The 23703-nt window shown below is 67.6% G+C and carries 21 protein-coding genes; 8 read left to right on the forward strand and 13 right to left on the reverse strand.

Annotated features, from left to right (window positions below; translation table 11 throughout):
• Positions 1–78: 78 nt before the first annotated feature.
• Together EV653_RS33145 and EV653_RS33150 are read right to left on the reverse strand one after the other, a co-directional pair.
• On the reverse strand, positions 79–852 hold the full coding sequence (locus EV653_RS33145) for an ABC transporter permease (protein ID WP_134108797.1): 774 nt from the start codon (positions 850–852) through the stop codon (positions 79–81).
• Between the two features lie 11 nt (positions 853–863).
• Positions 864–1763 (reverse strand): ATP-binding cassette domain-containing protein, encoded by a 900-nt coding sequence (locus EV653_RS33150; protein WP_134108799.1) that lies wholly within the window; start codon positions 1761–1763, stop codon positions 864–866.
• A gap of 82 nt (positions 1764–1845) precedes the next feature.
• On the opposite strand from EV653_RS33150, the gene EV653_RS33155 reads away from it, so the two are divergent.
• Positions 1846–2595, forward strand: coding sequence for a TetR/AcrR family transcriptional regulator (locus tag EV653_RS33155; RefSeq protein WP_238160592.1), 750 nt, complete (start codon positions 1846–1848; stop codon positions 2593–2595).
• Here EV653_RS33155 and EV653_RS33160 read toward each other — a convergent pair.
• Positions 2582–3211, reverse strand: a complete 630-nt coding sequence (locus EV653_RS33160) for a nucleoside/nucleotide kinase family protein (protein ID WP_134108801.1) — start codon at positions 3209–3211, stop codon at positions 2582–2584. The two genes, EV653_RS33155 and EV653_RS33160, sit on opposite strands and share 14 nt — an antisense overlap.
• Before the next feature lie 537 nt (positions 3212–3748).
• On the opposite strand from EV653_RS33160, the gene EV653_RS33165 reads away from it, so the two are divergent.
• Positions 3749–4066, forward strand: a complete 318-nt coding sequence (locus EV653_RS33165; protein ID WP_134108803.1) for a hypothetical protein — start codon at positions 3749–3751, stop codon at positions 4064–4066.
• 3 nt (positions 4067–4069) lie between these two features.
• On the opposite strand, the gene ligD is transcribed toward EV653_RS33165, so the two are convergent.
• The 3 genes from ligD to EV653_RS33180 are packed head-to-tail and all read right to left on the reverse strand — an operon-like array spanning position 4070 to position 7363.
• Positions 4070–5038: a non-homologous end-joining DNA ligase gene (ligD, locus tag EV653_RS33170; RefSeq protein ID WP_134108805.1), complete on the reverse strand. Its 969-nt coding sequence runs from the start codon at positions 5036–5038 to the stop codon at positions 4070–4072.
• Positions 5039–5073: 35 nt separating this feature from the next.
• Positions 5074–6210, reverse strand: a complete 1137-nt coding sequence (locus EV653_RS33175; protein ID WP_370359070.1) for a branched-chain amino acid aminotransferase — start codon at positions 6208–6210, stop codon at positions 5074–5076.
• 22 nt (positions 6211–6232) lie between these two features.
• Positions 6233–7363 (reverse strand): helix-turn-helix domain-containing protein, encoded by a 1131-nt coding sequence (locus EV653_RS33180; RefSeq protein ID WP_166679648.1) that lies wholly within the window; start codon positions 7361–7363, stop codon positions 6233–6235.
• Between the two features lie 628 nt (positions 7364–7991).
• Between EV653_RS33180 and EV653_RS33185 the strand changes: the two genes are divergently transcribed.
• Entirely contained in the window at positions 7992–8735 is a 744-nt protein-coding gene (locus EV653_RS33185) for a hypothetical protein (RefSeq protein ID WP_238160593.1), read from the forward strand.
• On the opposite strand, the gene EV653_RS33190 is transcribed toward EV653_RS33185, so the two are convergent.
• Complete coding sequence (locus EV653_RS33190; RefSeq protein WP_202871933.1) at positions 8732–11716, reverse strand: S8 family serine peptidase; 2985 nt, start codon at positions 11714–11716, stop codon at positions 8732–8734. The two genes, EV653_RS33185 and EV653_RS33190, sit on opposite strands and share 4 nt — an antisense overlap.
• 144 nt (positions 11717–11860) lie before the next feature.
• Positions 11861–12529 carry a class I SAM-dependent methyltransferase gene (locus EV653_RS33195; protein ID WP_134108814.1) on the reverse strand — a complete coding sequence of 223 codons (669 nt, stop codon included), beginning with the start codon at positions 12527–12529 and terminating at the stop codon, positions 11861–11863.
• A gap of 215 nt (positions 12530–12744) precedes the next feature.
• Between EV653_RS33195 and EV653_RS33200 the strand changes: the two genes are divergently transcribed.
• From EV653_RS33200 to EV653_RS33210, 3 genes are all read left to right on the forward strand, one after another.
• Complete coding sequence (locus EV653_RS33200) at positions 12745–14499, forward strand: chitinase (RefSeq protein WP_134108816.1); 1755 nt, start codon at positions 12745–12747, stop codon at positions 14497–14499.
• 103 nt (positions 14500–14602) lie between these two features.
• Positions 14603–16264: an FAD-dependent oxidoreductase gene (locus EV653_RS33205; RefSeq protein WP_134108818.1), complete on the forward strand. Its 1662-nt coding sequence runs from the start codon at positions 14603–14605 to the stop codon at positions 16262–16264.
• Complete coding sequence (locus tag EV653_RS33210) at positions 16264–17730, forward strand: ATP-binding protein (protein ID WP_134108820.1); 1467 nt, start codon at positions 16264–16266, stop codon at positions 17728–17730. The genes EV653_RS33205 and EV653_RS33210 overlap by 1 nt, the downstream gene beginning before the upstream one ends.
• 21 nt (positions 17731–17751) lie before the next feature.
• Here EV653_RS33210 and EV653_RS33215 read toward each other — a convergent pair whose 3' ends face one another.
• Positions 17752–18669 (reverse strand): alpha/beta hydrolase family protein, encoded by a 918-nt coding sequence (locus tag EV653_RS33215; protein WP_134108822.1) that lies wholly within the window; start codon positions 18667–18669, stop codon positions 17752–17754.
• Between the two features lie 55 nt (positions 18670–18724).
• Between EV653_RS33215 and EV653_RS33220 the strand changes: the two genes are divergently transcribed.
• On the forward strand, positions 18725–19258 hold the full coding sequence (locus EV653_RS33220; protein ID WP_134108824.1) for a helix-turn-helix domain-containing protein: 534 nt from the start codon (positions 18725–18727) through the stop codon (positions 19256–19258).
• Between the two features lie 53 nt (positions 19259–19311).
• Here the strand turns inward: EV653_RS33220 and EV653_RS33225 are convergent, their stop codons facing one another.
• Complete coding sequence (locus EV653_RS33225) at positions 19312–19947, reverse strand: MSMEG_1061 family FMN-dependent PPOX-type flavoprotein (protein WP_202871934.1); 636 nt, start codon at positions 19945–19947, stop codon at positions 19312–19314.
• Between the two features lie 33 nt (positions 19948–19980).
• Positions 19981–20766: a dienelactone hydrolase family protein gene (locus EV653_RS33230; protein WP_202871935.1), complete on the reverse strand. Its 786-nt coding sequence runs from the start codon at positions 20764–20766 to the stop codon at positions 19981–19983.
• Between the two features lie 224 nt (positions 20767–20990).
• On the opposite strand from EV653_RS33230, the gene EV653_RS33235 reads away from it, so the two are divergent.
• Complete coding sequence (locus EV653_RS33235; RefSeq protein ID WP_202871936.1) at positions 20991–21980, forward strand: GlxA family transcriptional regulator; 990 nt, start codon at positions 20991–20993, stop codon at positions 21978–21980.
• Between the two features lie 2 nt (positions 21981–21982).
• Here the strand turns inward: EV653_RS33235 and EV653_RS33240 are convergent, their stop codons facing one another.
• Both EV653_RS33240 and EV653_RS33245 read right to left on the reverse strand, forming a co-directional pair.
• Positions 21983–22933 (reverse strand): sugar kinase, encoded by a 951-nt coding sequence (locus EV653_RS33240; RefSeq protein WP_134108828.1) that lies wholly within the window; start codon positions 22931–22933, stop codon positions 21983–21985.
• Positions 22934–22980: 47 nt separating this feature from the next.
• The gene (locus tag EV653_RS33245; protein WP_134108830.1) at positions 22981–23601 is read right to left on the reverse strand and encodes a bifunctional 4-hydroxy-2-oxoglutarate aldolase/2-dehydro-3-deoxy-phosphogluconate aldolase; all 621 of its coding nucleotides are present in this window, start codon (positions 23599–23601) and stop codon (positions 22981–22983) included.
• Positions 23602–23703 lie beyond the last annotated feature (102 nt).

Consider the following 23703-nt stretch of genomic DNA (forward strand, 5'->3'; position numbering starts at 1 on the left):
TTTGACGTTAACTCGCCCAAGGGGTCACGCTCGGCAGTTTCAACGCGCACCGTTCGCCGAACGGTACAAGTCCTGCGCTCAGCGGCTGTTGCGTCTGCGGTACAGCGAGGTCGCCAGGACCACCGAGAACAGGAGCAGACCAGAACACCACGCCAGAGCGATCCGACCGCTGTTGCCCATCGGTGTCCCGATCAACAGGCTGCGGATCGTTTCGATGACCGGAGTGACCGGTTGGTGCTCGCTGACCGGCTGCAGCCACGAGGGCATCGACTCCGGCGGTACGAACGCGCTACTCAGGTACGGCAGGAACAGCATGAAGAAGCTGAGAGTGCTGGCCGACTCCACCGACTTGGCGATCACACCGAGACCGGCAGCCAGCCAGGACAGAGCGACGACGTAGAGCAGCAGCAGGCCGGCAGCCGCGAGCCAGTCGACCACTCCGCCACCAGGGCGGAACCCCATAGCCAGCGAGGCGACGATGACGATCGCCGTCGACGCCGCATTGCGCGCCACACTCGCCACCACATGTCCGGTCAGTACGGCGAAGCTGTGGATCGGCAGTGATCGCAGCCGGTCGATCATCCCGCTGTTCATGTCGTCGGCGACCACCATCGCCGTCGACGCGGCGCCGTACCCGGTGGTGAGCAGCAGGATCCCCGGTACGACGTAGTTCACGTACTCCGTGCCGGTGTTGATCGCGCCGCCGAACACATAGACGAACAACGCCATCATCAGCAACGGCAGCAGGATCGAGGCGAACAACGTGTCGACGTTGCGCCGCGCCAGCCGCACGCTGCGATCGATCATGGTCGCGGCGTCCGAGCACGCGGCGACAACTCCCTGGTGTGACATCAGCAAACCCCTCAGGCCGTCAGAGCGAGAAACACGTCGTCGAGCGTCGGCCGGTGCGACGAGACCCGCTCCGGCTCGAGTCCGTTGTCGCGGAGTACGTCGAGCACGTGGTGCAGGTGCGCCGCCGTACCGTCGGACGGAACGTTCAGCACCAGCTCGTCGGCGACTCCGTCCAGTACTCCGGTCGCTTTCAGCAGCTGTACGTCGTCGGCGAAGCGCAACTCGATCCGCTCGCCGCCGATCTGGGCCTTCAGCGAATCAGCCGTACCGCTCGCGACGATCCGGCCGTGGTCGAGCAGCAGGATCCGGTCTGCCAGCCGGTCCGCCTCCTCCAGGTACTGCGTGGTGAGCAGGATCGTCGTACCGTCGCGGACCAGGTCGACGATCGCGTCCCACATCGCCGATCGGCTCGCCGGATCGAGTCCGGTCGTCGGCTCGTCCAGGAAGATCACCTGCGGCCGGGCGATCAGGCTCATCGCCAGATCGAGCTTCCGTCGCATGCCGCCCGAGTACGTCTTCACTCGCCGGTCCATCGCGTCAGTCAGCCCGAACTGCTCCAGGAACTCGGCCGTACGACGCTGCGCAGCACGCCGGCCCAGGTGCATCAGCCGTCCGACCATCACCAGGTTCTCCCGACCGGTCTGGTTCTCGTCGACCGCGGAGTACTGCCCGGTGAGACTGATCGCGCCACGGACCCGAGCCGGCTCGCGCAGTACGTCGTACCCGGCGACGGTCGCCGTACCGGAGTCGGGTCTGGTCAGTGTGGTCAGGATGCGTACCGCAGTGGTCTTGCCGGCGCCGTTCGGACCGAGCAGGGCGAGCACCGACCCCTCCTCGACGCTCAGGTCGACCCCGCTCAGTACGTCGTTCGCCCCGTACGACTTCCGAAGCCCGATTGCCTCGATGATCATCGTCCCCTCCTTACTGCGTATCCAGTACGCTAAATAGCGTAGCATCTACGCAGTGTCGCGCCGCAAGCTCTAAACTGACCCGGTGGAGAACGACGAGCTGCCGGCCGATGTCGCGGCGATGTGGCGGTTGCGGGAGACCCCGCGGCGCGGGCCGAAGCCGTCGCTGACGCTCGACGACATCGTCGGGGCCGCGATCGAGATCGCCGACGCGGAGGATCTGGCGGCTGTCTCCATGGCTCGCGTCGCGGACCGGCTCGGCAACTCGACGATGGCGCTCTACCGGCACGTGAAGAGCAAGGACGAACTGCTCGTGATCATGTCGGACGCGGCGCTCGAGCGTCCGGACCCGATGCCCGAGGGTGTCGACTGGCGGACCGGGCTGACGTTCTGGGCGGACGGCGTACTCACGGCGATCCGTCGGCACCGGTGGTACGCGAAGGTTCCGATCTCTGGGCCGCCGGCCGGTCCGAACAACCTCGCCTGGTTCGACTCCGCACTTGGTGTACTGAAGGACACCGGCCTGCCGGAGGAGGCGAAGGTCGGCGTGGTGATGGGGCTCATCACCTACGTGCAGGGCGAGATCCGGATGGCGTTCGACCTCGCTGCCGGGTACGCGGACAACCCTGATGCCTTTCAGCGGTTCGGCTCGACGTTGCGGCGGGTCGCGGATCCGCGGGTCTATCCGGCGGTCGCGCGAAGTGTCGAGGCCGGCGTGTTCGACGAGGTCGGGAGCTTCGAGGAGGACAACGAGGCCGACTTCGACTTCGGTCTGCAGCTCTACCTGGACGGTGTCGCCGCGTTCATCGACCGGGTGTGCGTCAAGGGTGAATGATCGCGTCGGCCGCTGATGCGGTCGCGGCGATCAGGTGGGCGTTGCGTTCGTCGGAGCCATGGGTTCGCTCGTGCGCTTCCTCGGGCGATCTGCCGAAGGCACGATGCCGGGCTTCGAGTCGCTCATGGCGCACCGGCTCGGGCACCTCGACGTACAAGCACTGATCGAGCAGCGTGCGGACGATCGTCCATGGCGGCTCGTCGAGGAGCAGGTAGTTGCCCTCGGTGAGAACGAGGGTGACTGAAGGTGCGACGCCGATGCTCGCGGCGATCGAGTCCTCGATACTGCGGTCGAAGCGCGGCGCCCAGATCTGCTCGTCCGGCGATTCCTTCAGTCTCTTCAGCAATGCGACGAAGCCGTAGCCGTCGAAGGTGTGCGGTGCGCCCTTCACGTCAGCGAGCCCAAGGTCTTCCAGCACCGACTGCGCGAGGTGGTAGCCGTCCATCGGCACCAGCGCGACCTGATGGCCGTCAGCGGCGAGTTTCGCGGCGAGTTGCTCGGCGTACGTCGATTTGCCGGCCCCCGGCGCCCCGGTGATCCCCAAAATCTGCCGCCGCCCCCGCGTCGCCAGCTCGACGGCACGATCGTAGGCGGCGGCTGAGTCCAAGGTCTGCACCCCGGGATCCTAAGCGAGGTCGGCCTACGGACAGGCGGGTCACCGACGAGACCGCGATCGACACCCTCACCGACCTGCTGCACCACGGGCTGGTAGGCGGCTGAGGCGCTGACGCACGGCGTACCGGATGTGCACAATGTGAGCATCTGGTGGGGGAGGAATCGTGGCCGAGATCGAATCCGCACGACGCAGAGTTCCGCTCGGCCGCAAGGTGCGCGCCGGACTGGGTGCGTTGCTGGCGCTGCTCGTGATGGTGACCGGGGTGGCGATCGCGCTCGTCGTCAATCTGAGCCAGGGCGAGGCCCGGGTGAAGGACGACGTGCCGTACTCCACCGCGATCGCCTCCGCGTCGCTGGACGCGAAGAGCGTGGCCAACGACCAACGCGGCTTCCTGCTGACCGGCGACGCGATGTACCTGCGAGAAGCCGACCAGCGTGTGGCCGCGGCACGCCTGGACTTTGCGGCCGCGGTACAGGCCGCCATCACGGACGAGGAACGCAGCGCGGCGAGTGACTCGAGTGCGGGCTTCGAGCGTTGGTGGACGGCGACGCGGCCGAGTTCGCGACGTACAAGGCGGGCGATAAGCAGGCGGCGATCGCGGCCTCGGTCGGCGCGGATCGGGCGCTGCGCAAACAGTACGAGGACTCGCTGCAGCAGACCCGGAGTCTTGGCCAGAGCTCACTGCAGTCCGCGACGAACTGGCTGCCCAGCTCGGCGACGCGGGCAGTGGCGATTCTGATCGGGTGTCTGCTGGTTGCACTGGCGGCCGGTGCGGTCATCGCGTACTGGCTGCTGCGGCAGATCACGCTGCCGATCTTCAAGCTGGCGGCGTTGCTGAGCGCGGAACCACTGTGACTGCTACTCGTCCTCCGGCGGCGCTTCGGCACCTTCCCGTTCGTCGCGTTCGGCCCACTCGATCAGGGTCTCTAGGGAGTAGACGTTGTCGTCGATCGTCGCATGCAGATCGCCGAGTTCGGCGTACCGTGCCGGGACGGTCTCGATGGTGAAGTCCTTCGGGTTCACGTCGTCGATCTCGTCCCAGCGGATCGGGGTCGACACGGTGCCTTCGGGGTTGCCGCGGACGGAGTACGCACTGGCGATCGTGTGGTCGCGGGCGTTCTGGTTGTAGTCGACGAAGAGCTTCTTCGGGTCGCGGTCCTTGCGCCACCAGGTCGTGGTCACGTCGTCCGGCGCACGCCGCTCGACCTCACGGGCGAACGCGAGCGCAGCACGCCGTACGTCGGAGAAGCCGTACGCCGGCTCGACGCGAACGTAGATGTGGATCCCCGAACCGCCGGACGTCTTCGGATAGCCGACTGCACCGAGCTCCTCGAGCACTTCGTGGGCGACGTGCGCGACCCGCCGCACCCGGTCGAAGGGGCAGTCGGGCATCGGGTCGAGGTCGATCCGCCACTCGTCGGGCTTCTCGGTGTCGGCGCGCCGAGAGTTCCACGGGTGGAACTCGACCGTGGACATCTGCACCGCCCAGACGACGTGCGCGATCTCGGTGACGCACAGCTCGTCGGCGGTCCGGTTGTACCGCGGGAACTTGACGCGGACCGTCTCCATCCAGGGCGGCGCACCGTGCGGCAGCCGCTTCTGGTGGACCTTCTCGCCTGCGACACCCTCCGGGAACCGGTGCATCATGCAGGGGCGCTCGCGGAGCGCGTTGACGATGCCGTCGCCGACGGACAGGTAGTACTTGACCAGGTCGAGCTTGGTCTCGCCACGGGCAGGGAAGTACACGCGGTCCGGGTTGGAGATCCGGACCGTCCGCTCGCCGACTTCGAGCTCGATCGCCGGAGACTTGCCCTTGGACTCGGCCATGGTGCCAACCTAACCGGCGCCGGGGACAAACGGCATCAAGCCAGGCGCGTGAGCCAGCCGCGGGTGTCGGGAGTGCGGCCGTACTGGAGGTCGAGCAGCGTGGACCGGATCTTCGCGGTGACGGGTCCGACGCCGTAGTCGACGGAGTGGTCGCCGATGGTCAGATCGCCCTCGGGCCACGCGACTCGGCCGATCGGGGTGATGACTGCGGCAGTGCCGGACGCGAAGACCTCGGTGATCTCGCCGTTCTGTACGCCGTCGCGCCACTCGTCGGCGGAGATGCGGCGCTCCTCGACCGGGTGGCCGAGGTCGGCGGCGAGCTCGATCACGGAAGCGCGGGTGACGCCTTCGAGGATCGAGCCGTTCAGCTCGGGCGTTGCGATGCGGCCATCGGCGTACACGAAGAACATGTTCATGCTGCCGATCTCTTCGAGCCACTTGTGCTCGACCGCATCGACGAACGCGACCTGCTCACAGCCGTTGGCCACTGCCTCGGCCAGACCGGCGAGGCTGGACGCGTAGTTGCCGCCGCACTTGGCCGCGCCCGTCCCGCCCGGCGTCGCGCGGATGGTGGAGGTCGTCAGCCAGATGGAGACCGGCTTGGGGCCGGTGTTGAAGTACGGGCCGGCTGGTGATGCGATGACGCCGAACAGCACCTCGTGCGACGGCCGGACGCTCAGTGCGGCCTCGGTGGCGATCATGTACGGCCGGAGATACAGACTGGTCTCGCTGGCTTCGGCTGACGGCACCCAGGCCTCGTCGACGGTCACCAGTGCGCGCAGTGCTGCGACGAACTCGTCCTCCGGCACCTGCGGCAACGCCAGCCGCTCAGCGCTCGCAGTGAACCGGGCTGCGTTGCGGTCGGGGCGGAAGGCCCAGACCGAGCCGTCCGGGTGCCGGTAGGCCTTGAGCCCCTCGAAGATCTCCTGCGAGTAGTGGAAGACGGCGGCTGCAGGGCTCAGCTTCAGCGGTGCGTACGCCGTCACCTTGGCGTCATGCCAGCCCTGATCCAGCGACCAGTTGGCAACCACCATGTGGTCGGTGAACGACTGCCCGAAGGCCGGATCCGCGAGCACGGCCGCCCGAGCCTCTGCGCCGGCTGGATCACTGCGCAGTTCGACTGCGAAGTCCCACTTGTCTGCCACTGCCGTTGTCCGCTGTTCACCTGTCACCCACCGCACGCTACCCCTGCGCTCACCTCCAGCTCGACCCACTGCCCACACTCCGGCCCTCGGTCCCCAGCAGTCTGCGCAGCTCGACTGCACCGCGCTCGCTCTCGGGCACGACGCGGAGCACGCGATCGGCAGCGTCGTGCACCCAGAGGTCGCGCCACTCGTCCGGCAGCTCGACCAGGACCCGCAGAGCCGTGGCCAGGCCGGCCGGGACCTCTCCGGCAACAGCCAGACTCTCGGCAAGGGCCAGGTCGATCTTGGCGCGTTCGCCGATCCAGCGCTCCGGGCAGAGCTGTCTCGCCCGCTCAAGCAGGATGCAGCCCGGTACGCCGAACCCCAGCCGCGCGCACACTCGTCCCTCGGCCCAATGCAGCTGGTAGGGCATCCAGTCCGCCGGCCGCGCGGCGAGGGTCTCTTCGCCGATGCCCACAAGCACTTGCAGCGACCGATGTGCCTCCTCGCTCCGCCCGAGCTCGGCGAGGACCAGCGCCCGCGCCGCATAGGACAGCGCGGTTGGTGACTGGTGCGCCAAGGCTTTGTCAGCCAGCTCCAGCAATGGCGCCAACGGACGCCGCTCGGCAAGACCGCTGATTGCCTCTCTCGCACACACCAGCGCCTCTCCGGCACCGACTGCCGATGCATGGGCGGCCAACCACCAGCGCCTCGCCGAACGTCGCTCGCCAAGCCCGGTGAGGGTCTCTGCGATCAGGATGCTCAGCCCGACCGTCTGCATCTCGTCACCGCCCCGGGCCTGCAGAAGCTGCAGCTCACTCACCAGATCGGGCAGCAGTGCACCCGGCGGCGTGCTGCGGAAGTCGTCGAGCGCGATCGCCTGGTCCGCAACACCGGCAGCTGCGATCAGGCCTTGCCGGGCCGGCTCCGACGGGTCGGCTGTTTGCCCCGGCCGCTCGGTGCGGGAGGGCCTTCGCTCGAAGGTGACAGTCAGCTGGTCGCCGGTGCCGAGCTCACGGTCGCAGAGCCGCGCCAAGTCCGCAGAGCCCGGCCGCTGTCCGCGCTCCACCTGCGACAGGTAGCTGTGGTCGTACCCGACGCGGGCTGCCAGTTGCCGCAGGCTCAGGCCGGCCGCCTGCCTGGACTGCCGCAAGTGCGTCCCGAAGGCACTGCTTGCCTCAGTAGTAGATGTCTCGGTCACAGGACCACCCCGTTCACGCTTCGAGCTCATGTGGTGCGTGCCGCGACGCTACAAGCCCTCGCCGACAAAAACCGTGAAAAACAAGGGCATGTGGGCTGTGGGCTGTTCCCACAGCCCACAGCCCACACCTGTTGTACGCAGCCCCCTCTGGGCAATCTGAAGAGGTGAACACACTGCAGCGACAGGCTCGCCTCTTCCACCTGGTCCACCAAACCACCACCCTCGCCGAAGGCGTCGAGTGGTCCGACGGCACGGCAGCCCTACGCTGGCGCGCCCCTCACCCAAGCACCTCCACCTGGGACGGCGGCGTCCAAGCACTACTGGAAGTCCACGCCACAGCCGACCACACGACCCTCCACTGGCTCACCACGACACCAGACGTCAGAAGATCATCCCCACCGCCACCAGCCGACCCGGTCAAGACAGTCTGGCTGCCGGTCTCCACCCCAGACGGCCTCTGCTCCCGCTGCGGCCAACTCTGGCCCTGCCTCAGCTGCGGTCCTTAGTGTCCTGAGTCGGACACCAGCTGTCCGGGCAGGTTCGTCGTGTTTGAGACAACGCTGTCAGGGATTACTTGACGCGGTTTAGTGTGAGGGGGTTTTGGTTGGGTTGGTGAGGGGTGATCCGGGTGGTGGTAGACCCGCTGGATGAGTTGGATGCTCAGGTGGCCCGGCTTCGGTCGGTGGCGGACGAGTTGCGGTTGGCCCGGGCGAATCCGGTGCTGAGTGGGGACCAGGTCGAGCTGATCGAGGACGGGCCGACGCTGCTGGCGGCGTACGAGGAGATGCAGCGGAGTTGCCGGGAGCAGATCCGGGCGCTCGACCGGGGACCGTACTCGGCGCCGCCGGCGTCGCAGCAGAAGCTGGAGCTGGAGCGGTTGGGCGACGGTCTGGTGTACCGGGCGATCTACGGGTTCGAGGTCTTCGAGTCCGAGGAGGTCATGTCGGTGCTGCCGGAGCTGCGGTCGGCGGGTGAGCAGAGCCGGGTGCTGCCGCAGATGCCGATGAAGATGGTGCTGGGCGACGACAACATGGCCCTGGTCGCGCTGACGAAGCGGGCGCCGGCGGAGTGCCATCTGCTGATCCGGTCGACCGGTCTGCTTGACGGTCTGATCGCGACGTTCGAGATGCTGTGGGGACTGGCTGTACCGATGCCGGAGCTCGACGCCGCCGGTGAAGTGGCGGCACTGCGAGCACCGGACCGGGACGTCCTGATGTTGCTGGCCGGCGGAGCGACCGACGACATGATCAGCCGGCGGTTGCGGATCAGTCCCCGGACGACCCAGCGCCGGGTCCGCGCGCTGATGGATGCCCTCGGCGCGCAGACCCGGTTCCAAGCGGGCGTTCAAGCCGCCCGCCGCCGCTGGATCTAGTTGATCGTCACCACCGTCCCGGCCCGGTTCGGGAACTCGACGAAGCCGGTGGAGCGCTTGTCGGTCGGCAGGCCCGACCAGGACGCGGTGACCTGGAAGGGCTTGAACGCGGCCGGAGCCACCGGAGGCGACACCTTGAGCGTGCTGCCCGACGACGCGGTCACGACGTTGGTCTGCATCGTGTACTCCGTCGTGTCCGCACCGGGCGGGTTCGACAGTGTGATCGCGAGAACACCCCAGACGCCGGGAGCAGGTGCAGGCACACTGGCAGACGCCTGGTTCGAGCCGTCACCGACGAACGACAGGAACTGCTTCTGGCCGTTCACGACCTTGTAGAGCACCAGCCAGATGCTGCCGGCCGGGTCCACGGTCTTGATGTTCCACTGCACCGCCTTCGTCTGCGCGGTCGCCGTCACCGGGTAGTCCGGCAGATCCGCGTCCGCAGCACCTGCAGGCACCGCACCGGCCACGAGAGGAGCCGACACCACGCCGTACGAGCGGATCGGTGCGCCGGATTTGCCGGAGGTGGCAGTGAACGACACCGAGCCGGCAGCGCCCGACCCGGACACTGCGGTCGGAGCGAGCACGGACGTCGGTACGGCGACGATCGGGCTGCGGACTGTCTTCCCAGCGCCCTGCCAGGTCAGCCAACCGTTGGTGGTCGTACCGGAGTCACCGGTGTCCAGAGTGAGCTTCACCTTGAAGGTCTTGGTCTGACCGGCCTCCGTGAAGTTCAGGATCGACGGGGTCACCACGGCCTTCATCCCGGGTACGGAGACCGTCGCCCGGTACAGGCCCGGAGTCACGGCGGTCACGCGCCGGGTGATGGTCTGAGTGCCCAGCAACTGGCCGACCGCGATCGACGGAGCGTTGTAGTCGCTCGGGTTGATCGCCGGGACGCCGGTGCCGGTGTTGACCCCACTGCCCTCCAGGTAGCCCAGCCAGTCCGCATCACCCGAGTCGTAGATCAGACCGGGGTCCAGCATCTTGGAGGGCTGCACCTCGCCGGCACCTGCATCGAAGGGGTTGGTGTCGACAGTTCCGCTAGCGGTGAGCACACTTCCAGCGGTGGTCATCAGGGCCGACTTGACTGCCATCGGCGACCAGTCCGGGTGCTTCGAAAGGTAGAGCGCTGCCAACCCCGCCACATGCGGTGCGGCCATCGACGTACCGGAGAGGAACGCGTAGCTCTGTCCGTTGTTGGTGGGCGGTGCGACCGCAGCCAGCACGTTCACGCCAGGTGCAGCGAGGTCGGGCTTCAACAGGTTGCCGTGGCTCGCCAGAGAAGGACCGCGCGAGGAGAAGTCAGCCATCTGGGGGTACGGCGTCTTGGTAGTAGTTGTGTTGCCCGGCACGAGTTCAGCTGTTGCACCAGCCTGCGCAGCGTAGGCCTTCACCGACAGCGCGTCCGGTGCGTTGAGGTGCACGGTCGGTACGGCGTGAGAGTCGCCGACCACGTCCTGCGGGAACAGGTTGAGCAGCACCATCCCGACACCACCCGCCCGCTTCACCTCGGTGGACTTGTCCACCCGGGCGTTGACGCCCCGCTCGCAGGCGACGATCTTCCCGGCCGTCTTGCTCGGGTCCAGAGTGTTCGCCATACAGAGCAGTGCGTCGGCGTCGCTGACGCCCGCGTTCTTGACCGCGGCAGGGCTGACCAGCGGCTTGCTGCCGGTCGGCATCGCCACCGTCGTGCTGAGGCCGGCGTACTTCTGGCCGTTGCCAAGCACGACGGTCCCTTCGTACGGCGCGACTGTGCTAGCGCCGACCGTGGTCACCCAAGGGGAGGTGTTGTCGAGCGTGGACGCGTCCGGACCGGAGTTGCCGGCGGCCGCGGAGACGAACACACCCGCCGACGCGGCGGACAGAAATGCCAGCTGGATCGGATCGGTGTGCTCGGACTCGAAGATCGAGCCGACCGAGTAGTTGATGACGTCGACGCCGTCCGCGACCGCCTGGTCGATGGCGGCGAGGATGTCGGAGGTGAGCCCGCCGGAGTTCTGTCCGTCCTTGCCGGACCAGAGCGCCTTGTACACAGCGATCTTCGCGGCCGGAGCGACACCTGTGACCGTGCCGAAGCCGACACCACCGACCGAGACGTCCACGTTGGCTCGGCCGGCCGCGGTGGTCGCAGTGTGGGTCCCGTGACCCTCACCGTCGCGCGGTGAGACGTAGTCGGCCCGCTGGTCCGGTGGGACCAGGTTGAGCCAGCCATCGCCGAAGTACTTCGCACTGATCAGCTTGGTGTTGCACTGGTCGGCGGTGAAGTCCTCGCCGGCCTCGCAGCTACCTGTGAAGGTGCTGCCGTCAGCCTTCTCCATGATCGTCGTCGTACCCGACAGGTACGGGCGGTACGGGTCTGCCGCGGTCGGCGGCTGCGTACCGAGCTTGGGGCCGGACAGCGAGGCACTTTCCGGCCAGATGCCGGTGTCGACGACGCCGACAACGACACCCTGGCCGGCGGTCGCCGTACCGCCGAGTGCGTTCCAGACGCCGGTCTGGCCGGATAGCTTGAGGAAGTCGGTCGGCTTGCGGTCGTCCAGAGCGACATGCAGCTGGTCAGGTACGACGGACACGACACCAGGCGTCTTGCTGAGCTCGTTGACCTGCTTGGAGGTCAGAGAAGCGGCGAAGCCGTTCAGAGTGGTCGAGTAGTCGTGGTCGACCTTGGCCCCGACCTCTGCAGCGACCTGTGCGTGCTTGCCGGTCAGGAAGGAGCGGTACGCCTTCGCGTTGCTGCTGTTGACCTCGACCTTGCGACCAGCCGCCGGCTTGGTGGCCTTGAGCCCGGTAACGCCACCCTGGTACGTCGCCAGCGGTTTGTCGGCCAGCGTCACGACGTACCGGCCGGGGGCGAAGCTCGACCGGCCCTGCGGCGTGGGGGGAGGTGTTGCCGATCCTGGTGGAGCCACCAAGGCGGTGGTGATCAGCGCGGCGCCTGCCAAGAGTGCGGCACGCCTGCGCAGGTTGGGATGGTTCACGTGATGCCTCCACGGCATGTTGTCCTGGCCGTGGGCTGTAGCCCCGGCCGCCCGCCCCCGAGCCCGGACGCGGAAGAGCCTGCCAATTGGCTGCTCCGACTACACCGTTTTGGCTCCAACTGGCCGCTGGCGAAAACCTGCCACTCAGCGGGTGGCTGTTGCGAGCAGGTACTGCGCTGGAAGGCGGACCTGACCGCTTGCGTCGGTCCAGTTATCGGCCAGGGTCTGCAGGAAGCGAGTGCGGACCTCGTCCAGGCGGCCTGCTCTCTCGAGGAGTGGGAAGGTCGTGACGCCTAGTGGGTGGTTCGCGATTCGCGTTTCCCAGTAGTGCTCCGGGGTGCTGGCGACGACGGAGAGTTCCAGGGTGGCTGTGGTGACCTGGTAGCCGTGTGGGGACAGTAGGGCGGACAGTGTGGCCGGGTCGTGCCAGTTGGTGGCGCCGTTCGCGGAGGTCTGGCCGGTGACTTCCTGGACTGCGCTGAGGACGACGCCGACGAGTTTGCCCATCACTCCGGGGAGCCAACTGGTGAGCAGGATGCGGCCGGTCGGGGCTGCGACGCGGGACAGCTCGGCGATTGCGGCGGCGGGGTCGGGCGCGAAGATCACAGCGAAGTTGGACAGGATCGCGTCGGCCGATCCGTCGGTCAGTGGGATCGACGCCGCCGTACCGTCGACGACGGTCAGGTCACGGGCGCCTGCGGTTTCCTGGATGACCTCACGGAGGCGGGCGGCCGGTTCGACGGCGGTGACGCGGGCGCCCAGGTCGGCGGCGAGCAGGGCGACGTTTCCGGTGCCGGCGCCGACGTCGACCACGTGTTCACCAGGTGATCCGCGCCGCGTCCACCAGTTCGCGGGCCGCCGGCCACAGGTCGGCCGCCGTCGCTTCGTACGTCCCCTGGCCCCAGTCGATGTCGCTCACCCGGGTCAGCCTAGGCCGGATCCCGACAGCGTCGGGTTCCCGCCGTGGGTGATGCATTGACGTGGATTTATGGAGGCTCTCTACTAAATCCATCCGTCAAGGAGGTTTCATGCGTGCACGGTGGCTTGCTGTGGTGGTTGGGGTGTTGCTGGCCGGGGTCACGGTGCCGGCGCAGGCGGCGAACATTCTGAGCAACCCGGGGTTCGAGACCGGGTCGTTGAGTGGGTGGAGCTGCTCGGGTGGATCGGTGGTCAGCAGTCCGACTCGCAGTGGTGGCTATGCGTTGAACGGCGCGGTGACGAGCTCCGACTACGCCCAGTGCAGTCAGACGGTGTCGGTGCAGCCCAACACGGCGTACACCTTGTCGGGCTGGGTGCGCGGCTCGTACGTGTACCTCGGGGTCACGGGTGGTTCGTCCACCTGGACGCCGTCGGCGGCGAGCTTCACGCAGCTGAGTCTCTCGTTCACGACTGGAGCGAGTCAGACGTCCGCACAGATCTACGTGCACGGCTGGTACGGGCAACCGGCGTACCAGGCGGATGACTTCAGTCTGGATGGTCCAGGCGGTACGCCGGGTGCCCCGAGCGCTCCTGGTACGCCGTCTGTCACCAGTGCGACCAACTCCGCCATCGCGTTGAGCTGGCCGGCTGCGACAGGCACGGTCACGGGCTACCGGGTCTATGAAGGCACCAGCGTCGTCCAGACCGTCACCGGAACTTCAGCCACCATCAGCGGGCTCCAGGCGTGCACTAGCCACAGCTACTCGGTGGCGGCATACAACAGCGTTGGTGAGTCGCCCCGGTCAGCAGCTACCAGCGGTACGACGGGCGGCTGCACCAGCACTGGTCTGGCGAAGCATGCGCTGATCGGCTACTTGCACGCGAGCTTTGCGAACGGATCCGGGTACGTGCGGATGGCCGACGTGCCGGACCAGTGGGACATCATCGATCTGGCCTTCGGAGAGCCGACCAGCGTTACCTCGGGAGACATCCGGTTCAACCGGTGCCCTGCAGCGGAGTGCCCGAACGTCGAGAGCGATGCGGAGTTCGTCAGCGCGATCCGGGCCAAGCAGGCCGCCGGGAAGAAGGTGCTGATCTCCCTCGGCGGTGCGAACGGACAGGTGCAACTCACCACCACAGCCGCCCGCGACGCGTTCGTCAGCTCTGTCAGCGCGATCATCGACCGCTACGGGCTGGACGGGCTCGACATCGACTTCGAAGGGCACTCGCTGTACCTCAATGCCGGTGACACCGACTTCCGCAACCCGACCACTCCGGTGATCGTCAACCTGATCTCGGCGTTGAAGACACTGAAGGCGAAGTACGGGTCCGGCTTCGTGCTGACGATGGCGCCGGAGACCTTCTTCGTGCAGGTCGGCTACCAGTTCTACGGCGGCGCCAGTGGCGGCGACAACCGGACCGGCTCGTACCTGCCGGTCATCCATGCGCTGCGGGACTCCCTGACCGTCCTGCACGTCCAGGACTACAACTCCGGTCCGGTGATGGGGCTGGACAACCAGTACCACACCATGGGCGGCGCCGACTTCCACATCGCCATGACCGACATGGTCAAGGCCGGTTTCCCGGTGGCGAACACCGGACAGACGTTTCCGGGACTGCGCGACGACCAGATCGGTATCGGGCTCCCGGCAGCAGTCAGCGCGGGTAACGGCTACACCGCCCCGGTAGCCGTGCACCAGGCGCTCGACTGTTTGGTGAAGGGCCAGAACTGCGGCGGCTACAGCCTCCGCGGCGGCGCTTCACCGGGCTTCCGCGGGCTGATGACGTGGTCGATCAACTGGGACCACTACTACAACTGGGAGTTCCAGAACAACCACGCGCCGTACCTCGACTCCCTCCCGTAGGCCGCCCCTCGCGCCCGGTTCGCGAATCAGCCCCTCGCGAACCGGGCGTGGGCCTGTGGATTACCGATCCCGATTTGTGGTCTTCCGCTGGTATGAAGGAGGCATGACAGCGTCAACGACCCGCGCGGTGATCCTCACCGTGGACGACGATCCCGGCGTTTCCCGGTCAATCGCCCGTGACCTCCGCCGTCGGTACGGCGAGGAGAACCGCATCGTCCGGGCGGAGAATCCGGCGCAGGCGCTGGACGCCCTGAAGGAGCTCAAGCTCCGCGGCGAGCCGGTCGCCCTGCTGCTGGCCGACTACCGGATGCCCCAGATGTCCGGCATCGAGTTCCTCGAGGCCGCGATGGACCTGTTCCCGCTCGCCCGCCGCGTGCTGCTGACGGCGTACGCCGACACCGATGCGGCGATCCAGGCCATCAACGTGGTCGACCTCGACCACTACCTGCTCAAGCCGTGGAACCCGCCGGAGGAGAAGCTGTATCCGGTGGTCGACGCGATGCTCGAGCTGTGGAAGTCGACCCCGGAGCCGTCCGGCGACGAGACGCGGGTGATCGGTCACCGCTGGTCGGCGCCGTCGTTCGCGGCCCGCGACTTCCTCGCCCGCAACGCGGTGCCGTACCGCTGGCTCAACGTCGACGACGAAGAGGCAAAGCGTCTCCTCGACGCGGCCGAGGTCGACGGCTCGACGCTGCCGGTCGTGATCACTCCGGACGGCACGGTGATGGTCGCGCCGTCCGAGACCGAGCTGGCCAACAAGGTCGGGCTGTCGACGGCGCCGGCCAAGGACTTCTACGACCTGGTCGTGGTCGGCGGCGGCCCGGCCGGCCTGGGAGCAGCTGTGTACGGCGCCAGCGAGGGCCTGCGGACTGTGCTGGTTGAGCAGTTGGCGACCGGTGGCCAGGCCGGGCAATCCAGCCGCATCGAGAACTACCTCGGCTTCCCGGACGGGGTGTCCGGTGCCCAGCTGACGGACCGGGCCCGGCGCCAGGCAGTCCGGTTCGGTGCGGAGCTGCTGACGACCCGTCAGGTCGTGGGGCTGGAGACGCTCGGCAACGCTCGGCGGCTGCGGTTCGCCGACGGCAGCGAGATCTCGGCGCACTCGGTGATCCTGGCGACCGGTGTCTCGTACCGGACGCTGCAGGCACCCGGGGTCGACGATCTGTGTGGCCGCGGCATCTACTACGGTTCGGCGACGACCGAGGGTCCGGCGTGTGCCGGCATGGACGTTTACATCATCGGCGGAGCCAACTCCGCCGGTCAGGCGGCGGTCTATTTCTCCAGGCATGCGAAACGCGTGCATATGCTGGTAAGAGGACCATCGCTCACCGCGACGATGTCGTCGTACCTCATCGACCAGATCGACGGGATCGACAACATCGAGGTGAACACCTGCACGCAGGTCGTTTCCTGTATGGGCTCGGAGCACCTGGAACATCTCACCTTGCTGAACAGCGAGACCGGGGAGAAGCGCGAGGTGGACACGGAATGGATGTTCGTGTTCATCGGCGCGGCCCCACGGACGGACTGGCTGCCCGGTGACCTGCTCCGCGACGATCGAGGCTTCGTCCTCACCGGACCGGACCTGCCCGGCAGACCGCCGGGCTGGCCGCTGGAGCGGGAGCCGTACCACCTGGAGACGAGCATGCCCGGCGTGTTCGCCGCGGGTGACGTGCGGGCCGAGTCGGTGAAGCGGGTCGCCTCGGCGGTCGGCGACGGAGCGATGGCCGTGACACTGGTGCACCGATACCTGGAGATGCTCTGATGACCGATCAAGCTGTGGAGCCGCGACGGCTGACTCCCGACGAGCTGCGCACGCTGTTCCTCTTCGAGAGCCTGACCGACGAGCAGCTTCAGTGGCTGTCCGAGGCCGGGTACGTCGAGAGCTGGCACGACGGGATCGTCTTCAACGAGGGTGACGAGGCGACCTGCTGCTACGTCCTGCTCTCCGGTGAGATCCGGCTCTGCAAGCTGTCGCACGGCGAACTGGTCGAGATCAACCGGACCAGCCAGCGCGGGGTGTACTCCGGGGCGTTCAACGCGTTCTTCGGTGCCGCCGACCACAAGTCCTACACGGCGACGATGCAGGTGACGCAGCCCGCGGAGTTCTTCGTCATCGGCGCGGACACGATGGCGACGATGATGAACACGTGGTTCCCGATGGCGGTGCACCTGATCGAGGGCTTCGTCATGGGCATGCGCCGGACCAACGAGACGCTGGGGGAGCGGGAGCGGTTGCTGGCCCTCGGTTCGTTGTCCGCCGGCCTGACTCACGAGCTGAACAACCCGGCCGCCGCTGCGGTCCGGGCCGCGGCCACGCTGCGGCAGCGGGTCTCCGGGATGCGGTCGAAGCTGGCGATGCTCGCCGACGGCACGCTCGACGCGACCAAGCTGCACCAGATCGTCGCTCTGCAGGACGACGCGGTCGAGCGGTTGGACAAGAACAAGGACAAAGACGTTCCGCCGATGGAGTTGTCCGACCGCGAGGACGCGCTGACGGACTGGCTGGACGACCACGACGTGCAGGCCAGCTGGGACATCGCACCGGTGCTGGCCGCCGCCGGGCTGGACGTGCCGTGGATGGAGAACGTGCTGACCGCCGTCGGGCCGAAGTACCTCGAGGGTGCGGTGCGGTGGTTGATGTACACGATCGACACCGAGTCGCTGATGAACGAGATCGACGACTCGGTCACCCGCATCTCGACACTTGTCGGCGCCGCCAAGCAGTACTCGCAGATCGACCGCGCGCCGTACCAGACCGTTGACCTGCGGGAGTTGCTGAAGTCGACGCTGGTGATGATGTCGGGCAAGCTGCAGGGCTACGAGGTCGTGAAGGACTTCGATCCCGAGCTGCCGCCGATCCCGGCGTACGCCGCGGAGCTCAATCAGGTGTGGACCAACATCATCGACAACGCGGTCAGCGCGATGGGTGGATCCGGGACGCTCACGCTCCGGACCCGCCGGGACGGCGCCTACGCGGTCGTCGAGATCGGCGACACCGGTCCGGGTATCCCGGAAGAGATCCGGCGCCGGATCTTCGAGCCGTTCTTCACCACCAAGCCGATCGGCGAGGGTACCGGCCTGGGGCTCGACATCTCGTGGCGCATCGTCGTGAAGAAGCACCACGGCGACCTCCGGGTCGAGTCCGAGCCCGGCCGGACGGTGTTCAAGATCGTGCTCCCACTCGACCCCGAACGCGAACTGGAGTCCGACCCGGCCCTGCTGTCCTGAGCCGCCGTCACCTGGTCTTCGTCACCTGGTTGCCGAGAGCAACCAGGTGACGATGGTGTCGACGGCCTCCGGATCCACGTGCCCCGGGACCGCGTAGTCGGCGATGCTCGACGGGCCGGAGCCGGCGATGAACACGTGGTTGTCGGCCTCGAGGATCTTGATCGTCGCGTCGGGAAGGCCGTCGCGCCACGCGGGTAGGTCGTCGGCGACAGTGGTCTGATAGTCGCGACCGCCTTGCAGGACGAGGAGCGGTACGTCGAGTTTCGCCGCGGTAGCGACCGCGTCATACTCGCGGAGATCCAGCCAGAACGACGCCGGCAGACCGAACGGAAGCTCCGTCGACGGGGTCTCCGCGGACAGACCGGGATCGTCGACGACCTCGGCCTGTTGCTGGAAGGCGGCGACTGTCTCAGGCGGAACCGCACCCGTCTCCGCGAGATAGCGCACGACGCGGACGGCGGAGTGGTGCATCGGCTGGGTGTCGCCGGCCATGATCACCAGGCCCGCAACCAACGGTTCTTCCGCGGCGATCTTCGGCGCGACCTTTCCGCCCATGCTGTGGCCGACGATGAAGACCTGGTCGACGTGTCGGGCGAGTGCGCGTACGGCGGCGATCGCGTGCGGCACGTACTCCGCGGTCATTGTGTAGCCGGGCGCTGCCATCACTTCGGGCCGATTCGCGGTGAGTTTGTCGAAGCGCACTACTGCGATGCCCTGTGTGGCCAGGCCCCAAGCGAGGTCCTTCAACGGCTTGTTCGGTCCAGCGGTCTCGTCGCGGTCGAACGGTCCGCCGCCGGCTAGCAGTACGACGCCGATCGAGGCCGCCTCGCTTGGGAGCGTGAGGGTGGCGGGCGCGGTCTGATCGGAGGCCTCGAGGACGAGGTCCTGCTCGGTGAAGGAGGTCGGGTCGGCGTACGGAGGGGGAGTCCAGGCGGTCATCCAGCTACCTTTCTCAATGTTTGAGAAAGGTAGCACGACGTGAGATCGTTACGCCATGGATCCGTTGGAGTTGCTCGGACATCCGGTGCGGTTGCGGATCGTCCATGCGCTGCGCGGCGGTCGGGAGCTGACGACCGGCGAGCTGGGGGAGCGGATCGCCGATGTTTCGAAGGCGACCCTGTACCGGCATGTCGAGCTGCTCGCCGAGGGCGGGATCCTCGAGGTCGCGGAGGAACGCCGGGTCCGCGGGGCGGTCGAGCGCCGGTTTCGGTTGCGCCAGGAGCGTGCGTCGATCACGCCGGAACAGATGGCGCAGTTGACGGTCGAGGATCACCGGCGTGGGTTTTCCGTCGCGATGGCCGCGCTGGTCGCCGAGTTCAACGCGTACCTCGAAAGCGAAGGGGCCGATCCGGTCGCGGACCTCGTCGGCTACCGCCAGCACGGCATCTGGCTGACCGAGGCCGAGCTGCACCAACTGATCGAGGGCATGCGAGCAGCAATCCTCCCGGTCCTCACGAACGAACCCACGCCCGGCCGATCGCGGTACTTGCTCAGCCCGATCCTGTTCCCGGTCGAGAACGACACCTGATCCCCCCGGACCGGCAATGATCAGGGGCCCGATCAGGATCCAGTGCCGGGGGATCAGGATCGGTAGAGCTCAGCCTCTAGCAGGGCGGGGTGATTGCGGGCCTCGATGGACTCGAGGGATTCGGTGCGGCGCCAGAGGGCGTGCGCGATTTCGGCGTACGGGCGGACCGCGGTCGGGGTCCAGGTGTCGGGTTTCCAGGTCCGCGACCGGGCGAACGACTTCGGGCAGTGGAAGAACGCCTCTTCGACGTGTACGACGAGCGCGAGCCGCGGGCGGTGGGAGCGCACAATCATGTCGTCGAAGAACGGGCCGTCGGTGACGATGCGGGCGCGGCCGTTGACGCGGAGGGTCTCGGGGCGTCCGGGGATGACGAAGAGCAGACCGGCGTGCGGGTTCTCGAGGATGTTGTGGAAGCCGTCCATCCGCCGGTTGCCCGAGCGTTCCGGGATGGCGAGCGTGACGTCGTCGAGGACCTTCACGAATCCGGGCGGGTCGCCCTTCGGTGAGACGTCGCAGCGACCGTCGAGCGAAGACGTTGCGACGAAGACCAGGGGCGTGCCCTCGATCCACTCCCGATGTGCGTCGCTCAGCCGCGGCTCGACCTTGTCGCGAGGGATCGGGTCCGGCGTACCGAACCCCTCGAGCTCGGCCACGCTGCGCACCTCGGGCAGCTCGTCCCACCTACTCACGTCATACCTCCCACTCGAACCAGTACGTCGGGACTAAGACGATCCGGCGCCTTCGGGCGTGACATGCAACTTGGCGGTGAGGAACGCCAGGATCTCGTCCCGGGCTCGGACCGTGGGGTGGCCGGCTTCGTCAACGAAGTGGGCCGTCACGACGCTGTGCGCGCACCCGACGACGTCCCGGAAGAACGGCGGTGGGTCCGGGTTCGCGGCCTCCGCGGGCAGGACGCGTCCGAGGAAGGCGTCACCCAGGAGTCGCTGGTACGCCGCGAATCGTTGCCCTGTGCACCAGCGGTCGCCCTGGAACCGGTACGCGAGCACCTGCAGGTCTTCGCGGCGGAACCGCTCCGCCAGCGCGTCCGCGTCGACAGCCGAGAGCTCGAGCTCGCCCGGGGCGTCCAGCGGAAGCGACGGGTGGTTGACGACAGGCGCGATCACCGCCGGCTCGAGAGCCATTGTCAGAGCGAAGTTGCCGGTGAAGCAGAGCCCGATCGCGCCCACACCCGGTCCACCGGCTTCGTCGAGCGCGACCCGGGCGAGACCGCGCAGCCATGCACTCACAGGACTCGTCCCACCGCCCGCGAACGCGCTGAACTCCGCGCTCACACAGGCTCTCCGGATGATCGCCTCGCCCTCCTCGGCGGTCGGGTAGGCGCCGTCCACGCCAAACAACGAAGGCACGAACACGGTGAAGCCGGCATCCCGCACCCACCGCGCAAGCCGCGCCACATCCGGGCTGATCCCCGGCATCTCCGGCATGACCACAACAGCCGGCCCGGAGCCGGTGACGTGGACCGTCTTCGCAACCCCACCAACCTCCACCACCCGATGCTCAAAGTCATCGAGAGAATCGTCCAGAGAGCTGCCGCCGGAGCGGTTGGGGGAGGTGGTGGTGGAGGCGCCTGTCGGCTGTTCGGATGAGGTGGGGAGGGAGGCGTCGGCCGGGTTGTCGCGGGTGTGGCGGGCTTGGCTCATGCTCGAGGATTTCGCCGCAAGCGTTGGATGACGACTGGCGGGATCGCCAAGGAGGTGGTTAATCTCGCCAGGTGGTCGCGCTTCGGGTCTCGGTGCTTGCTTATCCGGGGTGTTTTGCGTCCGAGGTGCATGGAGTTCCGGATCTGCTGACGATGGCCACGCGGGTCGCGCAGGTGCGTGGGACGCTCGAGCCGGCGTACGACGTGCGGATCGTGTCACCTCGGCGGCGGGTGCTTGCCTCCGGAGACGTGCGGATCGATGTCGGCCCGCTGCGGCCGTCGGACGTGCTGGTCGTGCCAGGGTTCGAGGTCGGACCGGCGGTCGATGTGGACTGCGTCCTGGCCCGTCTCGGCCCGGAGATCGCGGCCATCCGCGCCTTCGCGGCCGGTGGCGGCGCGGTCGTTTCGCTGTGCATCGGCGCCTTCCTGCTCGCTGAGGCAGGTGTGCTGCACGGCCGCAGCGCCACCACCTCCTGGCTGTACGCCGACCAGCTGGCGTGCCGCTATCCAGAGGTGGAGGTCCGAGCCGATCAACTGGTGGTCACCGATCAAGGTGTGACCACGACCGCCGCGTTCAGCGCGATGTACGACTTCGCCCTCACGCTGATCCGCCGTCACAGCGGGGAGTCCATCGCGCGGGCGACGGCCCGGATCGCGCTTGTAGACGACGCCCGGACCTCGCAGGCGCCGTACGTCGACCAGGCGATCCTTCCGGCCGCGGGCTCGACCTTCGCGGACGACGTGAAGCGCTGGCTGGACCAGCATCTCAACGCTGCCTACGACCTGGAGCAACTGGCCGGTCAGCTTCATGTCAGTTCCAGGACTCTGCTCCGCCGGTTCGGCGAGACCACAGGCACGACGCCGCTCGAGTATCTGCAGGCGGCTCGGATACGCCGAGCCGGGCGACTACTGGAGACGACCGGTCAGACCGTGGCCCGTATCGCCGGTGAGGTGGGGTACAAGGACCCCGCCTCGTTCAGCCGTCTGTTCCGGCGGCACACCGGGAAGGCGCCGGGCGAGTACCGCTCGCAGTTCCGCCGCTCTCCGGCAGACAGTGGGTGACCTCAGCGCAGGGCGGTGCCCTGGGAGTGGGCCAGGAGGCTGAGGTCTTCGCGGGTGGGGAGGGATTCCCAGTCGCCGTACGCAGTGACGCAGAAGGCGCCGGATGTGGTGGCTCGCTCGAGCCGGGATTCGGTGGAGAGGTTGTCGAGGGTGGCGGAGAGGTAGCCGGAGACGAAGGCGTCGCCGGCGCCGATGCTGTCGACCACGGTGACGGGGAGAGCGGGGCGGTGGATGGTGTGCACCTCGGCCGGCCCGGCGCTCTTGGTGTGGGCCCATGCGCCCTTCCCGCCGGCGGTGACTACGAGGGTTTCGACGGTCTTGAGGAGATCGGCGACCGGATTGCTCGCGTCGGTGAGGAGGTCGAGTTCGTCGTCAGACGTGAAGACGGTGTGGATGTGAGGCAGGAGCTCGCGGACCGCGACGGATGCCTCGGCGCGAGACCACAAGCGGGCCCGGTAGTTCACGTCCAATGAGACCTGGATGCCCGCCGCAGATGCCGTGCGTACAGCGGTCAACGTCGCGGCTCGCGCGGTCTCGGAGAGCGCCGGTGTGATGCCGGTGACGTGGAGCAGCCGCGGGTTTGCCGCAGTAAGAGCCGCGGTGATTTCCGAGGCGGTCAGCGTGGACGCGGCCGAACCGCGACGGTGGTAGCTGACCCGGGTGATGTCGTGCGACGGCTGGTCGAACGCGATGAAGCCGGTGAACAAGTCGTCCGAGAACCGCAGGTACGTCGTATCGACGTTCTCGGCACGCAAGGTCCGCTGGATCAGCCGACCCGGCTCATCGTTGCCTACGGCACTCAACCAGGCGGCATCGTGACCGAGCCGGGCGACCCCGATCGCCACGTTGCTCTCGGAGCCGGCGACGGACAGGTGCGCGTCGCCGCCGAGACACATCGGGCGAGCGGTCCGCACCGAGACCATCGTCTCGCCGAACGTGAGGAGGTCCGTCATCAAGTACTCCGCGAGGTCGGGTGGGCGTGAGTCGGTCAGACGTCGAGTCAGACGTCGAGTTCGGTCCGGAACGTGCTCGCGCGGATGGCGAGTTCGGCCAACGAGCCGCCAGTGCCCGCGTCGCCCAGCAGCGGAGAACCGACACCCACCGCAAGCGCTCCCGCAGCCAGATACCGGGGCGCGGACTGGGCGTCGACCCCGCCGACGGCGATCAGTGGCGCGTCGGGGAGCGGGGCGAGCAACTCGCTGAAGTACCCGGGACCGTGCAGCTTCGCCGGGAAGATCTTCACCGCGGTCGCACCGAGATCTAGCGCGGCGACGACCTCGGTCGGAGTGAGCGCGCCGCACAGCAGCGGCAGACCGAGCTCAACCGCGCGATGAGCGCCACGCGTGATCGCCGGAGTGACGACGAAGCCGGCGCGAGCCGCGGCGACCTCGTCGGCCTGAGCCGCGGTCACAACGGTGCCGGCCCCGATCAGGATGTGCGGGTCGTACTGCGAACGCGCCTTGGCGATCGCCTCCACACCGCCGGGCGTGGTGAGCGAGATCTCGAGCGCGGTGACCCCGGCCTCGACAAGCGTCTCGACGCAGGCGAGCGCGGTATCCGCCCCATCGGCGCGGATGATCGCGAGCAGCTTCCGGGTGCGGAGTTCGGCAAGCAGGTCCATGGTCTCCAACCTAGGTGACGACTTCAGGGATAGGACGTCCTATGAGCTCTAGTGAAGACGGCAGATCTGTGGCTAAATTACCAAGTGAACAACCGCCCCGTT

It is taken from the genome of Kribbella pratensis, from assembly GCF_004365355.1.
Lineage (GTDB): Bacteria > Actinomycetota > Actinomycetes > Propionibacteriales > Kribbellaceae > Kribbella.

Bases quoted from the DNA above. Each gene is read 5' to 3' on its own strand.
- EV653_RS33145 (WP_134108797.1), bottom strand. From the start codon at position 852: ATGTCACACCAGGGAGTTGTCGCCGCGTGCTCGGACGCCGCGACCATG.
- EV653_RS33150 (WP_134108799.1), bottom strand. From the start codon at position 1,763: ATGATCATCGAGGCAATCGGGCTTCGGAAGTCGTACGGGGCGAACGAC.
- ligD (WP_134108805.1), bottom strand. From the start codon at position 5,038: ATGGCCGAGTCCAAGGGCAAGTCTCCGGCGATCGAGCTCGAAGTCGGC.
- EV653_RS33200 (WP_134108816.1), top strand. From the start codon at position 12,745: ATGCGTGCACGGTGGCTTGCTGTGGTGGTTGGGGTGTTGCTGGCCGGG.
- EV653_RS33205 (WP_134108818.1), top strand. From the start codon at position 14,603: ATGACAGCGTCAACGACCCGCGCGGTGATCCTCACCGTGGACGACGAT.
- EV653_RS33210 (WP_134108820.1), top strand. From the start codon at position 16,264: ATGACCGATCAAGCTGTGGAGCCGCGACGGCTGACTCCCGACGAGCTG.
- EV653_RS33215 (WP_134108822.1), bottom strand. From the start codon at position 18,669: ATGACCGCCTGGACTCCCCCTCCGTACGCCGACCCGACCTCCTTCACC.
- EV653_RS33220 (WP_134108824.1), top strand. From the start codon at position 18,725: ATGGATCCGTTGGAGTTGCTCGGACATCCGGTGCGGTTGCGGATCGTC.
- EV653_RS33240 (WP_134108828.1), bottom strand. From the start codon at position 22,933: ATGACGGACCTCCTCACGTTCGGCGAGACGATGGTCTCGGTGCGGACC.
- EV653_RS33245 (WP_134108830.1), bottom strand. From the start codon at position 23,601: ATGGACCTGCTTGCCGAACTCCGCACCCGGAAGCTGCTCGCGATCATC.